We start from the raw sequence: 15,843 nt of genomic DNA on the forward strand, positions 1-15,843 counted from the left end.
GAAATAAAAATGACAAAAATGTATTATAACCAGGATATCAATGAAGGACTACTAGAAGGTAAAACAATCGCAATTATCGGATACGGTTCACAAGGCCACGCACACGCGCGTAACTTGAAAGATTCTGGCTTTAACGTAGTAGTAGGAGTTCGTGCAGGTAAATCATTCGAACAAGCAAAAGCAGACGGCTTAGAAACACTTTCAGTAAAAGAAGCTTCTGAAAAAGCAGATTTGATCATGATCTTACTTCCAGATGAAAACCAAAAAGCAATCTACAATTCAGAAATCGAACCAGCTCTTGCTAAAGGAAAATCTTTAGTATTCGCTCACGGTTTCAACGTACACTTCGGTGAAATCAAACCACCTGCTGACGTAGATGTATTCCTAGTAGCTCCAAAAGGACCAGGACACCTAGTACGTAGAACATTTGAAGCTGGCGGCGGAGTTCCTGCACTATTCGCAGTGTACCAAGACGTATCTGGCCAAGCAAAAGACGTAGCTCTTGCGTATGCAAAAGGTATCGGATCTGCTCGTGGTGGCGTTTTGGAAACAACTTTCGAAGAAGAGACAGTTACGGATCTATTCGGAGAGCAAGCCGTACTTTGTGGTGGATTGACTTCACTAGTTAAAGCTGGATTCGAAACACTAGTAGAAGCTGGATACCAGCCTGAACTAGCTTACTTCGAAACATTGCACGAAACGAAGCTTATTGTGGACTTGATGTATGAAGGCGGAATGGCTGGAATGCGTTATTCAATCTCTGATACTGCGGAGTGGGGCGACTTCGTTTCTGGTCCACGCGTAATCGATGCAGATACAAAAGCACGTATGAAAGATATTCTTACTGACATCCAATCAGGTAAGTTTGCGAAAGAATGGATCGAAGAGAATGAAAACGGACGTCCTCAGTTCAATGCAATTGAAGAAGCAGAAGCTAAGCACCAAATTGAAGAAGTAGGACAGAAACTTCGTTCTATGATGCCATTCATCAACGAAGGAGCTAAATCAAAAGAGGAAGAAGTGGTAGCGAGTGAGAAAAATTGATCTATTCGATACAACTCTTCGCGACGGTGAGCAATCTGCAGGTATTAATCTAAATACAGTAGAAAAATTAGAAATCGCTCGTCAGCTAGAAAAACTTGGGGTAGCAGTCATTGAAGCAGGATTTCCTGCTTCATCCCCAGGTGATTTCGAAGCCGTTCAACGCATTGCCAACACAGTGAAAAACTCTACTGTGACTGGTCTTGCTAGAACAATCAAAAATGACATTGATATATCATGGGAAGCGTTACGTGGCGGAGAGCAGCCGCATATCCATGTATTTTTAGCAACATCACCGATTCATATGGAGTATAAATTAAAGAAATCTCCAGACGAAGTAGTAGAGATCGCAGTGGATGCAGTCAAGTACGCTAAAAAGTATTTCCCGCTCGTTCAGTGGTCGGCAGAAGATGCTTTCCGTTCTGATAAGGAATATCTGGTACGTATTATTAGTAAAGTAATTGAGGCAGGAGCGACAACGATTAATGTTCCCGATACCGTAGGCTATGCAACACCTGCAGAGTACGGTGCTCTATTCAAATATTTGAAAGAGAACGTAAAAGGAATAGATCATGTGAAGCTTTCAGCTCATTGTCATGATGACCTTGGAATGGCCGTTGCCAACTCCATTGCGGCAGTTGAGAATGGTGCAGATCAAGTAGAATGTACGATTAACGGGATTGGCGAGCGCGCAGGCAATGCAGCATTAGAAGAAATTGCTGTCGCGATGCACATCCGTAAAGACTTCTATAACATGGAAACTGGAATTAACTTGAAAGAAATCAAAAAAGTGAGTCAGCTTGTTAGTCGTTTGACGGGAGTAGTCATCCAGCCAAACAAAGCGGTTGTCGGAAAGAATGCATTCGCTCATGAATCGGGTATTCATCAGGATGGCATGCTGAAAAACCGTGAGACATACGAAATTATTACACCCGAATTAATTGGTGAAACGGATATTCCGTTGGCACTAGGCAAACACTCCGGACGTGCTGCGTTCAAAGATCGGGCCATTACAATGGGCTTTGAACTGACTGATCAGCAATTAAATGAAGCGTTTGACGATTTCAAAAAATTAGCAGATCGCAAAAAAGAAATTACGGAAGACGATTTATTTGTATTGTTTACAGGACAGCAATTAGCTGATACAGATACACCAATTTATGAATTGCATAATGTTCAAGTACAATACGGAACGAATAATATTCCGACGGCTACCGTCACGGCAACAGTGCCTAGCGGAGAAACAGTAACAGTGGCAACAACTGGTGCAGGTTCTGTTGAATCTATCTTTAACGCACTCGAATTGGCCATTAAAGGTGAAGTTCTCATTCTGGATTATCGTGTAACATCGATCGGAAAGGGCCGCGATGCACTGGGAGAGGCAGTAGTCAACTTAAGACATAACGGGCTAGAGCTTACAGGCCGTGACGTAGCGCAAGACGTATTAGAAGCGTCTGCAAAAGCTTATTTGAATGCTATAAACCGTCAACTAGTTCGCGAACAATTGCGGAAAGAAGAGTTAATAAAATAAGCAACCTATATCAACGAGATAGAGTATTCGATCGAGTGATACGAGATAGATCAAGGAGGAGAAGTTCTATGGAAAAGAAAGTAGCAGTATTACCCGGAGACGGCATAGGACCCGAGGTAGTAGCAGAGGCAGTTAGAGTATTGGAAGTGATCGGCAGACGTTTTAACCATACATTCCATACAGAATTTGGACTAATTGGTGGGGCGGCGATTGATGAAAAGAATGATCCACTTCCTAAAGAGACAATTGAGTTATGTGAGTCAAGTGACGCCATTCTTCTAGGAGCAGTGGGTGGCCCAAAATGGGATCAGAACCCTTCAGAATTGCGACCGGAAAAAGGGTTGCTTGCGATACGTAAACATTTTGATCTATTTGCCAACCTTCGTCCTGTTGCAGCTGTACCTTCTTTGATCCAAGCTTCTCCTTTAAAAGAAGAAATCGTCAAAGAAGTTGATATGATGATTGTTCGGGAATTAACTGGAGGTCTTTACTTTGGTAAACCGAGCCGTCACACAGATCAATCGGCTGTTGACACACTTGTATATACACGTGAAGAAATCGAACGTATTGTCGACAAAGGTTTCGAGTTGGCTCGCCTGCGTAAAGGCAAAGTAACTTCTGTGGACAAAGCGAATGTGCTCGAATCCAGTAAGTTATGGAGAAAGATCGTTGAAGAGAAAAAAGCGCAATATCCAGATGTAGAGGTAGAGCATCAGCTTGTGGATTCCGCGGCAATGAAATTAATTACAAATCCAGCACATTTTGATGTAATCGTTACGGAGAATATGTTTGGTGATATTTTGAGTGATGAAGCTTCGGTCATTACAGGATCACTTGGATTACTTCCTTCAGCGAGTGTCCGTTCAGACGGCTTAGGTCTATATGAGCCAGTACACGGTTCAGCGCCGGATGTAGCAGGGCAAGGGGTGGCAAACCCCGCGGCGACTATTCTTTCCGTCGCAATGATGCTGAAGTATTCATTTGGATTAGAAACTGAAGCAGCAGCGATTGAAAAAGCAGTCAATACAGTATTTGAAGAAGGTCACTTTACAGCAGATTTAGCTGGTAAAGATCAACGTTCATTAACGACAAAAGAATGGACAGATAAGATCGTAGACGAATTGGATCTTCAGTTCGTTTCCAATAGTATCATGTACTCGTATATTTAAAAAAATACCGCTGTCTACGTCTCGACATGCACAGGAGGGCATACCGAAACTGGTGCGCCCTTTGTGTATAACGAGATAGATGAACTGAATTATATGCCGAACGTAGAGGCATAGGCTGGGAAGGGGAAACAATTATGGCTAAGACAATTATTGAGAAAATATGGGATGAGCATATTGTATACGAAGAAAAAGGAAAGCCTGATCTATTGTACATTGATCTTCATTTAATTCATGAAGTAACATCACCACAGGCATTTGAAGGATTAAGGCTGGCGAACCGTAAAGTGCGTCGTCCAGATCTATGCTTTGCAACTATGGATCATAATGTCCCGACAAAAAACTTACCGGTAATCAATGACCCGATTGCCAAAAAACAAATTACTACGCTTGAAAAAAATTGTAAAGAGTTTGGCGTTCAATTGGCAGATATGCAACATCCGGACCAGGGAATTGTACATATTATTGGTCCTGAGCTAGGGTTGACACAACCAGGTAAAACCATTGTTTGTGGAGACAGCCATACATCAACACACGGTGCCTTCGGAGCGATTGCGTTCGGTATCGGCACAAGTGAAGTAGAGCATGTATTATCTACACAAACATTGTGGCAAGGTAAACCGAAAACGATGGAGATCCGCGTGACAGGTAAAATAGGCTTTGGTGTAACGGCTAAAGATATCATTCTTGCGATTATTTCGAAGTTTGGAATTGGCGTCGGTACAGGACATATCGTCGAGTATACAGGAGAAGCAATTCGCGGACTTACAATGGAAGAACGTATGACAATTTGTAATATGTCCATTGAAGCGGGAGCAAAAGCAGGATTAATTGGTCCAGACGAAACTACAATCAATTATTTACGTGGACGTCGTTACGCACCACAAGGCGAAGAATTTGAGGCGGCAGCAGAGCGTTGGCTCGCACTGAATACGGACGAAGGTGCAACATATGATCAAGTGCTTGAAATTCATGCAGATGAAATCGAACCATTTGTAACGTGGGGAACGAACCCGTCTATGGGATCAGGAATTTCGTCTACTATTCCTACAGCTGCAGATTATGTATCCGAAACGGACAAGTCCGCACTTCGTTCCGCTATGGAATATATGGGACTTGAAGAAGGAATGGCACTAACAGATATTGAAATTCAACACGCATTTATCGGTTCGTGTACCAATGCGCGTCTTAGCGATTTGGAAGCAGCAGCGAATGTCGTAAAAGGTAAACACGTACATCCGACTGTGACTGCAATTGTCGTACCTGGTTCACGTACTGTAAAAAAACAAGCGGAAGATATCGGTCTTGATAAAATCTTTACAGATGCAGGTTTTGAGTGGAGAGAGTCGGGCTGTAGTATGTGTTTAGCTATGAATGATGATGTTGTTCCAGCGGGCGAGCGCTGTGCTTCTACATCCAATCGGAATTTTGAAGGACGCCAAGGTGCAGGCTCACGCACACATCTAGTCAGCCCATCCATGGCTGCAGCGGCTGCTATAGCGGGACATTTTGTAGATGTTCGAAAAATCGAAGCAGCTGTGCAAATTTGAGGAGGGTATTCAGATGGAACCGATTAATAAAATAGAGAGTGTACTCACTCCATTAGATAAAAATAACGTAGACACAGACCAAATTATTTCTAAAGAGTTCCTGAAACGAATTGAGCGTACTGGATTCGGAAAATATTTATTCTATCATTGGCGTTTTAATGCAGATGGTACGAAAAACGAAGAGTTCGTGCTGAATGATCCTCGTTTTGACGGTTCAACTATTTTGGTTGCACATGAAAACTTCGGTTGTGGGTCTTCTCGTGAACACGCACCGTGGGCAATTTTAGACTACGGATTCCGCGTAGTCATTGCTCCAAGCTTTGCAGATATTTTCTATAGTAACTGCTTCAAGAATGGAATTTTGCCAATTACACTATCAGTCGCGGAAATTGATGAATTTCTACGAAAAGGCAAAGAAGCTCCATACACATTGACAGTGAGTCTTGAAGACCAAACTGTAGCTGGCGAAGACGGTTCGGTGTACGACTTTGATATCGATCCATATTATAAAAAGATGTTATTGAATGGCTGGGATGAAATTTCCCTGACATTCCAATATGAAGATAAGATTTCAGAGTACGAACAAAAGCATGCATAATTCAAAACAGTTCATCGCTTACTTAGCATGGACTGTTTTTTATGTATGAAAAGTAAAGTGTATTAATTTGAAACTATTTCTGTTATTCTGCGTCTGTACGATACGGTTATGGAGAGGTGGAAGATGGTCTGAGAACAGATCATAGCTAGATACTATGGAAACTTCTACCTTTGCAATGATAGTCCAAATGAAAAGTTAGGTATGCTATAATTGTCGAAGGAAACTACATACTATAACCAAGAAATTCAAAGACTGGGGTTGATTTTAAAGATGTTCAGCGCATCAAAGAAAAGTACATACGCTATTTTCAATTCATTGCTGATTGCGGTGTTAGTATGCTTGATTGCCTTGCCAATCCAGGCGAAAGCAGAAACTGTGAACCAACGTTTCTCCGATGTCAGCAATGAATATTGGGCGAAAGATGAAGTAACACAGCTGGTGGAGGAAGGAATCATAAACGGTTATCAAGATTTACAATACCGTCCAGGCATCAGCATTAAACGTGGGCAAGCGGCCAACTTGCTAACTGTCGCACTGCAATTACCTGAAGCTCCCTATCAGCCAATATTCAAGGATGTCAGCGCAAAGTCTTCCCACTTACGCGGTGCGATGTCCACGTATCAAGAAGGGATATTTAGAGGGAAGCCCGATGGCAACTTCGGTGTTAGTGATGAATTAACACGCGAACAAATGGCCAGTGTGTTAGTACATGCATTTAAATTAAAAGACACAGGTGAAGAGGTACACTTTACTGATGAGAAAAGCATTAGTGAATCTCACAGGTATGGCGTAAAAGTACTGATGCAGCACGGTATTACTACTGGTAAAGAGGACGGATCTTTTGCTCCGAAACTATCCGTTAACCGTGGTTCGTTCGCTGTATTTCTACATAGAGCAATGATTCAAGCAGGACTGCTCGAAAAAAAGCAACCGGTTGTTTTCAATAAAACGCAAACGATGGGGAAATTTGAACCCATTCGCTTTAATCAATTTCTTACAGAAGTACCCTTGACACAAGAAGGGAAGACGTACTTGCGATCCAACCATTACATGTCTTTATCAGCTAAGCGAGTAAAAGCGCATGGGCATGCAACAGATCATATTTATGTCTACGGTGTGAGTGAAAGAAAAGGTACAAGAATTACTGTAACAAAACGCGAATTGCCAAATGGTGATTACTTTACATTCGTAGAGTTAAGAAATCCTGATCGTCTACCGATTCGTGTCGACTTGGTACGGATCGATGGAAATATTAAAACGAATACATTGGAGCGTTTTGACAAATTCCCAATGAAAAAAGATGTGGATGATACATTTGGATTCGATATTGCGACTTCGCCAGTGGGGGTTCTGGAAACAGTTTCTCAACAAGGTACTGGACAGCAAATGATTTCAAAAACATATCGTTCACGTGAGCTTGAGTTAAAGTATCGTAATGGTGCAGTCAGCCGAACACGAGAACTACAAGATGAGAAAGAAACTTATAGCAATATTCTAATGGGAGATAACCGCGTATCGGTATATGAGCTGAATTCTAGAGGATACGATGTGGTCGATCAATGGTATCTTGCGTCGAATAAGAAGTTATTCTCGTCACAGGAAAGATTGGATTCATGGCTTCGGGAATCCATTACCAACTATAAAAAGCGTAATAAATGGTATACAGCTGAAGGTCCATACAACAAGATGGCGACAACTATTGAACCAATGCCTGCTTCAGGTCGAGGATATGGTCGTAATTTACTTTTAGTAAAAGAAGACCGTGTCATGCTGTTATACAACCAGACGAAAGAACGCTATTATGAAGATATTTTGCATAACTCCTTTACAAATTTAGAAATCTTCAGAGGTAGTAAACCTTACTGGGAAACTGAAGTGACGAGTACGTATTTGACGAATTTATATAACTTTACTGCACCATTCGTTGATACACGCTTCAATGAACAGATTGCTTTATTCCTCTATAATGGAGGAAAGGCATTCAATCATAAAGATTACAACGAAGGTTTGCGTAACTATGCGAACTTGCTTGTACAGCAACACAGAAAAGGGAATGTAAACTTCTTGTCTCCGACTGCATATTATATCCCGGATTACTTCCCGGCAAAATCGCAGGTGAAGACCCATACGTCAATGAACCATTTACTTGGCGGCATGAACATTCTCCTACTCGCATTCCAGGAGTTCAATGACCCGGTCTACTTGGAAAATGCCAGTGCTATTGAAAAAGCGATTCGCTTCGAAGAGAAGAAGTGGACTCGTTCAAATGGAGACATTTGGTACAAACGTGCTCCAAATGGTCAGTTTTCAGGAACAGATTATGTTCATCTGACATTGGAGGACTTGATTCACTCTTATGAAAAGTGGTCACAAATCGATCAGTCGAAAGCTAAAGTATTCGAGCGTATGATTAAGTCAAAGGCTGGTTATTTGAACAGTACGAAAAAAGGATATACGACCAAGATCAAAGAAGGTCTGAAACGAATCAATATGTCTAACTTATTGCCAGCAGGTAAAGAGTATACGGACGCGTTATAATGATCAAGACACCATCTCCGTTCGTTTAGGAGATGGTGTTTTGTTGTTTTGCTGGGAAATTAAAGGGGAGGGAAAGTTCTAGGCGGATCCGGGGTTATCTATCTGAGGATTGATTGATTGAGCGGTTACTATTGGACATTGAGCGCTTGTCGAGGTTGATAGAGCGTTTAATTAGTTAGATAGAGCGGTTGCGAGGGAGTATAGAGCACTTCTTGAGGTATTATGAGCGGATATCGTGGGACTATGAGCGTTTGACCTAAGGGAAATGACACTCAGTTGCTTGATGTTCCAGGCAGATCAGGGGTTATCTATCCTGAGGCTTGATTGAGCGGTTACTCCCGGACATTGAGCGCTTGCCGAGGTTGATAGAGCGTTGAATTAGTTAGATAGAGCGGTTTAGAGGAAGTATAGAGCGCTTCTAGAAGTATTATGAGCGGATATCGTGTGACTATGAGCGCTGCCCCCCCAAAAGAAAATGCCACTTAGTTGATCGTAAATGGAAGGCAGTGACTGCCAATCTCTCAACAATGTTTCCTCTTCTCAATGTACTTTTCAAACTAAAAACCACCACTCCAAAGTTACTGGAGATGGTGGTTTCATTGTCTAATTAATTAACGAGCGTGACGAGATCAGAACGGATCCAGCCATATGGTTCGTTGATTTGTGTCGTTCCTGGATTGATATCCATACGCACCTTATACCAAACAAAACCATCAGCGCCTGTTGTACGATCTGTAACAATCAGTGGGTAGCCGAATGCCGCTAGATTACCTGGATGTTTTGGTTTGTAGGAGAATAGAATATTATTTCTATTCACCGCTTCTGGGCTTGTCCGGATATTCACTGCCGTATTGCCTGTATATGAAATTACAGCAAGTTGCGCTTGGTTCGCATCTTTATTCCCGAGGAACTGATCGATACGCCACATATGGCCGGCAATCTTGCTTCCCCAGAATGGGTCGGATGCATATTTCATATTGAAACCGACAGCTTTATTACCTGGAGCTGCACCATTGGCATACGCACCGAGTGGGTTCGCATAGTTTAAGTTGATGTAGCGAGTGATGAATGCGTCGACACTTCTAGTCGGATTACTATAGACTTCACCTTTTTCTGGTGAAGAGTCGAATACGCGAATACCGAATATGTTGTTTTTCCGTTGAGCATTGCCGCTCATTCCGTAATCACTCTCATGTATAGCTGTTGCTAGGATGAACATCGCATTCACGTTATGCTTTTTCTCCATTTGTTTCACATACGTACCCAGTCCGATTAATTTTGACTTGGAAGTAGCATTTTTATAGCGAGCAATGCCTGTTTTTTGTCTTGCTTGTAGTGCGTTGGAAATAAAACGATCCAGTTCCTGTCCTGTGTACGTAGAAGGTTGGCGCACGGATTGGAATTGGAAGTACGGATAAAAGGTAATCGTAGTCGAACCGTTTAATTCCTTAAAGTGAACCCCGTCGTTACTAGTATAAGTTTGTCCTTTTTTCATTGCAGGAGAAGCAGGGCCTACTGTATATTCTGCGTAACTACCTTTATACTGTTTCGTTTTGGCATCGTATGTACGATAATAGGGTTGATGAACTAGTAAGCCATCATTTGTTACTTTATATTGGCTCGCGCCTTTAGATAATAGGGAAGGGACCAGGTCGATTTCTGCGTGTTTCGCATAATAAGTATAGCCACCTACGTCTACAACAACGCGTTCTGGACTACTGCCTACATAGTCCAATTCAAACCCTTTTTGAACATATGTTACTTCGTTTTTTAATGCAGGATCGCTATACAGTGACGTATACTGCTTAGGATTTTCCGAAGCAAATGCCTGACCGGACTTCATCTTGATAATTTTATTATTAACGGAAATCGTCTGAACAATGGAAGAGGCATTATAAGCAGCTAATGCATCTTCAAACGTAATATATGATTCGCCTGTTACATTCAGCTGACTGTTGGAAATCGAGCTGACTTTATGCACTTTAGGGTTGTCCATACCGCCTACATTCGTAGGAGGACGCGTATTCCCTTTTCCGTCAGCAACTGCAAACATACGGAATAAAAATGCAGAAGCATGAGCGATTGTTGCGTTACTTGTCGGTTTAAAATAGCCTTGATCTCCACGTATGATATTCAATGAAGAAGCCGCTGAAACAGCCGGTATGAAATTCGACGAGATTTTCTTACTATCCTTGAACTGGACGGTCGTTGAATTGACAGGGATATTCAGGAAGCGGAATGCTTTAAATATCATACCCGCCATTTGCTGTCGAGTAATCTGCTGATTTGCCTTGAATGAACCATCAGGATATCCTGCTAAAATTCCAGCACCTGCAGCGTTTTGGATTTCGATTGTGCGGGAATGATTTGCTTTTAAATCCTTAAAAGCATATCTTGTCGAAGCAGGTAATTCGAGTGACCGTGCCAAATACGAAGCAAATTCACCTCGTGTTACTGCACGATTCGGATAGACATTCCCTTTTGCATCCTTTTGGATCACTCCTTTATCGACCCAAAATGTCAGTTCTTGTTGCATTTGATGACTAGTGAAATCATTCGCACTCGCCACCGGTGTGAAGATAGGAGAAGCAACTAAAAGCAAAAGTGTCAGTAATGTAATCAAACGTTTCAAATCAAAACCTCCTATATAAATCTCCTACTATTGTAGCAGAAAGGACTAGTATTGGTAAGCACCTTTTGATATATTAATAGACTACCATTATAATAAATCCCTATATAATGAATGATACATATAGACCGATAGGGTGAAATGGCATACAAATTATGTAAAATATTGATTAAAGTTGAAATGCTACATAGAGCAGTAAACGACAATCTACAATTATTCAAAAAGATGCAACGAATGGTTTCCCTATTCCGTCCTAGATAGTGATATAATGCAACAAGGAACTAGCAAGTGTAGAAAGGGTTTTATAGACTAATGAATATATGGAAACAACGATTAGAAAAACAATCTACAAGTACCATACTGGTTGCAGTAGCTGTGATGCTCATTGCATTATTGCTACCGTCAAAAATAGCTTTGCTTGGAACGACCTTATTTTTTGTCCTATTTTCTATTTTGAAACCGCAGCAAAGTATTCTATTTCTGGTAATCTACGTCAATATCCGACCATTTTTGCTCGAAGTGAATAGTGGAATGAAGTTAATAGGAGATTTAATTATTTTTGTCGTATTTGCATGGACGTTGTTCCATTATCGACATAATCTTCGTTCTTTATTTACATTTAAATGGTTTGAATGGTCCTACTTTGCCTTTATTTTATTTGGCTCGATCGTAGGAATTCTAAACCATGTCACGCCAATGTCTATCATATTCCAAATACGTACATTTATAATTATGTATTTGCTTTACTACATTATTTCGAGAATGACGTTGACCAACAAATGGCTACAACAACTTGCGTGGGCGACGGTATGGGTGAACGTTGTCATGTCGCTTCATGGTTTGGTGGAAAAATTGTCACTGCGTCAGTGGCTGTTGCCTGAAGAATGGAAGTATAAAGTTTTATCTGCAACAAATGCTGTGCGTATTTACGGTCTTGCTGGTAATCCAAACTCTTTGGCATTATCCTTATTTTTCGGGATTATCGGGATCATTTATTTGCAACATGCGTACCAGCAGAATAAATACAAATGGACATTCCGTGTATTGCTCGTATTATTCTTCGGTATACTAGTACTTACGTATTCAAGAGGAACGTGGATTTCAGCAGTAGTGTTCGGTATTGTTTTCATACTCATGACAAAAAAATGGTATCTTTTGAAACGGCTAATGATTGCAGGTGTCGCTTCGATTATCCTAATATATTATCCCGTTAACTTGGCTGTACAATATATACAAGAGTTAAGCGTAGAAGTAGAGCAGAAGCCTGACGGGGCTGGAAGTATTGGGGGACGATTCGGCGAAACATTCGATGAGAAAAACTTAGCTCTCATGACGGAAAGCGGACGATTCTTCTATATTAGTAAGGGGTTTGAGATCTTCGGTGATCATCCTATAACGGGTACAGGATTCGGTTCATTTGGAGGTTCAGCTACATTATCGTACGGGTCACCGATTTACGATCACTACGGTATCAGTTCGGATATTTATGGCGGGAAGTACTTCTATTCAGATAATCAGTATATTCAAGTCATCACAGAAACCGGTGTGATCGGAGTATTGATTTTCGCGCTCTTCCTGTTAAGCATGCTACGGCTCTTCTGGAAATCACGTCATACGAACTTCGGCGTGTTTATGATTGCCTTATGGTTTTCAACTGGCGTTTCCGGAATGTATTATAATATCTGGGAACTGAAGATGTATACATTGTTCTACTTTATCTTGCTTGGCGCATTTGTGGCGTTTAGCAAGCCGCAAGACACATCGAAACCTACGAATGGTTAATCCATTCGTAGGTTTTTTTGGCTTGTTTGCTCATTATTTTATTTGAGTTAATCATAGAAGTGGCTTGTCCGCTCATAGTTCTTTTGTATCCGCTCAATGTTTTCTGGAATTCGCTCATAGTGACTCTGTATCCGCTCAAACCGCCCCCGCAGCCGCTCAATGTTGCTTGGTATCCGCTCAAACGGCCACCGCATCCGCTCAATATCGCTTGGTATCCGCTCATAGCAACTCAGCAGCCGCAGCCGCTCAATATCGCTTGGTACCCGCTCATAGCAACTCCGCAGCCGCAGCCGCTCAATGTTGCTTGGTACCCGCTCATACCACCTCAGCAACCGCTCAAACCGCCATCCCACCCGCTCAATACAACCCGCAATCCGCTCATAACAACCCACCATCCACGCAATTAAACCACCATAAATCCAACCCATCACTTCAACAAAACCAAATATCTATCTAAAACTTCAAATATCTTCTAATCTCTACTTTTTTCGTTCAAACGGTACATGAAACTATAGGGCTTATTTGATAGACTAGAGATTGATAAAGAGTAGAAAAGGTGGAGTTGTGTTATCGAACAAAATACTTTGCTGTCCCGTACAAAGCGGAAAGTAGCCGTTACCGTTATGTCGGCAGCTATGCTTATTTCATTGCCATTGTCAGCGGCAGCGAGCACAAAAGTTGTTTCCAGTTACCCCGTGTCTTCAGGAGTTACTTATTCTCACTATACATATTCAGCAAGTAGTCATATCAATCATATAGGCGTTGATCTCAGTGATCCGTTCACGAAACTGAAAATGGGGCTTCCTGCGCCTATTTCGAAAACAGCCCCTACATTGACTTTGGCAAACCGCGATTCAAAGGAAGGCCATCGCGTTGTCGGTGCAGTCAATACTTCGTTTTTCGATATGAAGACAGGAATGCCGATGTATCTATTATCTGAAGGCAATGAAATCGTTAATGGCGGTGTAATTTCGAGTGCGAACTCCTATTATGTTAGCCATCCAATTGCGTTTGGTGTGACAAGTAACGGTTTGGCTGAAATTGATTATTTTAACTTAGGAATTGAAGTTGAAGTCCATGGCAAGGTGTTTCAAATGACAGGTCTGAACCGTGAACGTCAGGCGGATGAGACGATCATCTTCACACCGCAACATGTGAAAAACACGACGGGTTCCAATGAATACGGTATTGAGCTAGTTGTTGAAACGAATGCGCCAATTACATCGACACATTACGGACAGCAAGTTCAAGGTAAAGTGGTCAACGTACGTGGTTATGGAGATAAACAAGCAGTCACGATACCGAAGAATGGTTTTGTTGTATCTATTCATGGGAAAAAAGGATTGGAACGGTTCAAATCAGTAGCTATTGGAGATTCGCTTTCGTTGAATCTATCCATCGATGATAAATGGAAAGACTCTGAATTCATGATGGCGAGTGGCCCGATGCTTGTTAAAGATGGACAACGTCATATTACAATGGATACGAATAACTGGCGCGCGACAGCAAAGACGGCCAGAACGGCTATTGCGATTAGTAAAGATAAAAAGCAAGTGCATATGGTGACGATTGATTCAAGAGCTGGATACAGTAATGGGATGACATTGACCCAATTTGCAAATTATCTTGTATCACAAGGATATGATCGCGCGTTGAATTTTGACGGTGGCGGGTCCACTACGATGGGTATTCGGAAATATGGTAGTAACCAAGTAGTTTTGGCTAATCGTACATCCAATTCTACACAACGAAATATTTCAGCTATTCTCGAAGCGGTAAGTACAGCACCAACTGGACAACCTGCGTACGTCAGTGTTTCTCGTTCTCAAATAGGAGAAATGTTGGTCGGTGCAACTGCCGATCTGAAAATTAATCATGTATTGGATGCGCATTATAATCCGATTGTGCCGAGCGCCTCTCAATTGAAAACCACATCTACAAAAGGAACGGTTGAAGGAACAGGTTTGACATACAAAGCGCTTCAGGCAGGAGAAGATCGCATTAGCGTCAACTACGGATTTGCTGAGCAATCATTCCCGGTCACGGTCATTGATCAGCCTGCAAGACTCGACGTGAAATCTTCTGCAACAAGCGTTAAAGCAGGGGAGAAGATTACATTTACAGCTACCCCGGCTGATGCTTCCGGGAATCCAATCATCTATCAACCGCACCAATTAGTATGGAGCGTTACAAATGATATTGGTTCCATTACTTCTTCTGGAACGTTTACAGCAACGAAAGCTGGAACAGGACAAGTGCAAGCCACTCTCGGCAAAAAAGTGATTTCAGTACCAATTGAAGTGAAATCCACAAATGTCCCAACTCAACCAGTAGAGCCGGGACCTGTGCCGCCTATTGTAGATAATCCGAGTAAAGAATTGTTTAACGATGTACCGTTGTCTTATGCCTACGCGACGGAAATCTATTTCTTACGTGATCGAGGTATCATTAATGGAGACACAGACGGGGCATTCAATCCGGGTGACACGTTATCAAGAGAACACGCAGCGTTGATTTTAAGCCGAGCTTTCAATTTACCACCGGCAGAAGAAGCGCATAGAGAGTTCAGTGATGTTCCGAAAACGCATCGCTATTACACTGAAATCAGTGCGATCGCTAATGCGGGTATTGTAGGCGGTTATTCTGACGGGACGTTTAACCCGACAGGCCAATTGACTCGTTCGCAGATGGCCATGATTTTAGTCAAAGCGTATAGTTTAGAAGGAGAGTCTGCAAAGAAATTTATAGACGTCTCACCGCAACATGGTGCGTACAAGCAAATTCATATTTTGGCACACCACGGAATTACCACGGGGAATGAAAAAGGCGAGTTCATGCCAGGCAAGCCAGTCAACCGTGCTCAATTTAGTGCATTCCTATATAGAAGTATAGCGAAGTAAGTATAGAAGCCTTCCACTCCTTGGCGTGTCCTCGGGGTGGAAGGCTTATCTGTCTTATGAATACACTATAAAAGGCCACTCTGCTATACTTATAGCAAATGAACTGTA

The 15,843-nt window shown here is 41.9% G+C and carries 9 protein-coding genes; 8 read left to right on the plus strand and 1 reads right to left on the minus strand.

The genetic code is table 11. The features are described from left to right. The first annotated feature begins 9 nt into the window (after window positions 1-9). The 6 genes from ilvC (at window position 10) to SporoP17a_RS13385 (ending at window position 8,424) form a co-directional block, all read left to right on the plus strand. The gene (gene ilvC, locus SporoP17a_RS13360; RefSeq protein WP_083035137.1) at window positions 10-1,044 is read left to right on the plus strand and encodes a ketol-acid reductoisomerase; all 1,035 of its coding nucleotides are present in this window, start codon (window positions 10-12) and stop codon (window positions 1,042-1,044) included. Next, window positions 1,031-2,572: a 2-isopropylmalate synthase gene (locus tag SporoP17a_RS13365; RefSeq protein WP_083035138.1), complete on the plus strand. Its 1,542-nt coding sequence runs from the start codon at window positions 1,031-1,033 to the stop codon at window positions 2,570-2,572. The genes ilvC and SporoP17a_RS13365 overlap by 14 nt, the downstream gene beginning before the upstream one ends. Window positions 2,573-2,640: 68 nt before the next feature. After that, on the plus strand, window positions 2,641-3,741 hold the full coding sequence (leuB, locus tag SporoP17a_RS13370; RefSeq protein WP_083035139.1) for a 3-isopropylmalate dehydrogenase: 1,101 nt from the start codon (window positions 2,641-2,643) through the stop codon (window positions 3,739-3,741). 134 nt (window positions 3,742-3,875) lie between these two features. After that, entirely contained in the window at window positions 3,876-5,288 is a 1,413-nt protein-coding gene (gene leuC / locus SporoP17a_RS13375) for a 3-isopropylmalate dehydratase large subunit (protein WP_083035140.1), read from the plus strand. 13 nt (window positions 5,289-5,301) lie between these two features. Continuing rightward, window positions 5,302-5,886, plus strand: coding sequence for a 3-isopropylmalate dehydratase small subunit (gene leuD, locus SporoP17a_RS13380; RefSeq protein WP_083035141.1), 585 nt, complete (start codon window positions 5,302-5,304; stop codon window positions 5,884-5,886). Between the two features lie 210 nt (window positions 5,887-6,096). Further along, window positions 6,097-8,424, plus strand: coding sequence for an S-layer homology domain-containing protein (locus SporoP17a_RS13385; protein ID WP_237262335.1), 2,328 nt, complete (start codon window positions 6,097-6,099; stop codon window positions 8,422-8,424). A gap of 607 nt (window positions 8,425-9,031) precedes the next feature. On the opposite strand, the gene SporoP17a_RS13390 is transcribed toward SporoP17a_RS13385, so the two are convergent. Then, the gene (locus SporoP17a_RS13390; RefSeq protein WP_083035142.1) at window positions 9,032-11,056 is read right to left on the minus strand and encodes an S-layer homology domain-containing protein; all 2,025 of its coding nucleotides are present in this window, start codon (window positions 11,054-11,056) and stop codon (window positions 9,032-9,034) included. 309 nt (window positions 11,057-11,365) lie between these two features. Here SporoP17a_RS13390 and SporoP17a_RS13395 point away from each other — a divergent pair, with 309 nt between their 5' ends. Both SporoP17a_RS13395 and SporoP17a_RS13400 read left to right on the plus strand, forming a co-directional pair. Further along, window positions 11,366-12,835, plus strand: coding sequence for an O-antigen ligase family protein (locus SporoP17a_RS13395; RefSeq protein WP_083035143.1), 1,470 nt, complete (start codon window positions 11,366-11,368; stop codon window positions 12,833-12,835). 623 nt (window positions 12,836-13,458) lie between these two features. Further along, window positions 13,459-15,735, plus strand: a complete 2,277-nt coding sequence (locus tag SporoP17a_RS13400) for an S-layer homology domain-containing protein (protein WP_156890581.1) — start codon at window positions 13,459-13,461, stop codon at window positions 15,733-15,735. Window positions 15,736-15,843 lie beyond the last annotated feature (108 nt).

It is taken from the genome of Sporosarcina ureae, from assembly GCF_002082015.1.
Taxonomy (GTDB): Bacteria; Bacillota; Bacilli; order Bacillales_A; family Planococcaceae; genus Sporosarcina; species Sporosarcina ureae_A.

Coding starts and splice junctions, on each gene's coding strand:
- ilvC (WP_083035137.1), top strand. CDS start 10: ATGACAAAAATGTATTATAACCAGGATATCAATGAAGGACTACTAGAA.
- leuB (WP_083035139.1), top strand. CDS start 2,641: ATGGAAAAGAAAGTAGCAGTATTACCCGGAGACGGCATAGGACCCGAG.
- leuC (WP_083035140.1), top strand. CDS start 3,876: ATGGCTAAGACAATTATTGAGAAAATATGGGATGAGCATATTGTATAC.
- leuD (WP_083035141.1), top strand. CDS start 5,302: ATGGAACCGATTAATAAAATAGAGAGTGTACTCACTCCATTAGATAAA.
- SporoP17a_RS13395 (WP_083035143.1), top strand. CDS start 11,366: ATGAATATATGGAAACAACGATTAGAAAAACAATCTACAAGTACCATA.
- SporoP17a_RS13400 (WP_156890581.1), top strand. CDS start 13,459: ATGTCGGCAGCTATGCTTATTTCATTGCCATTGTCAGCGGCAGCGAGC.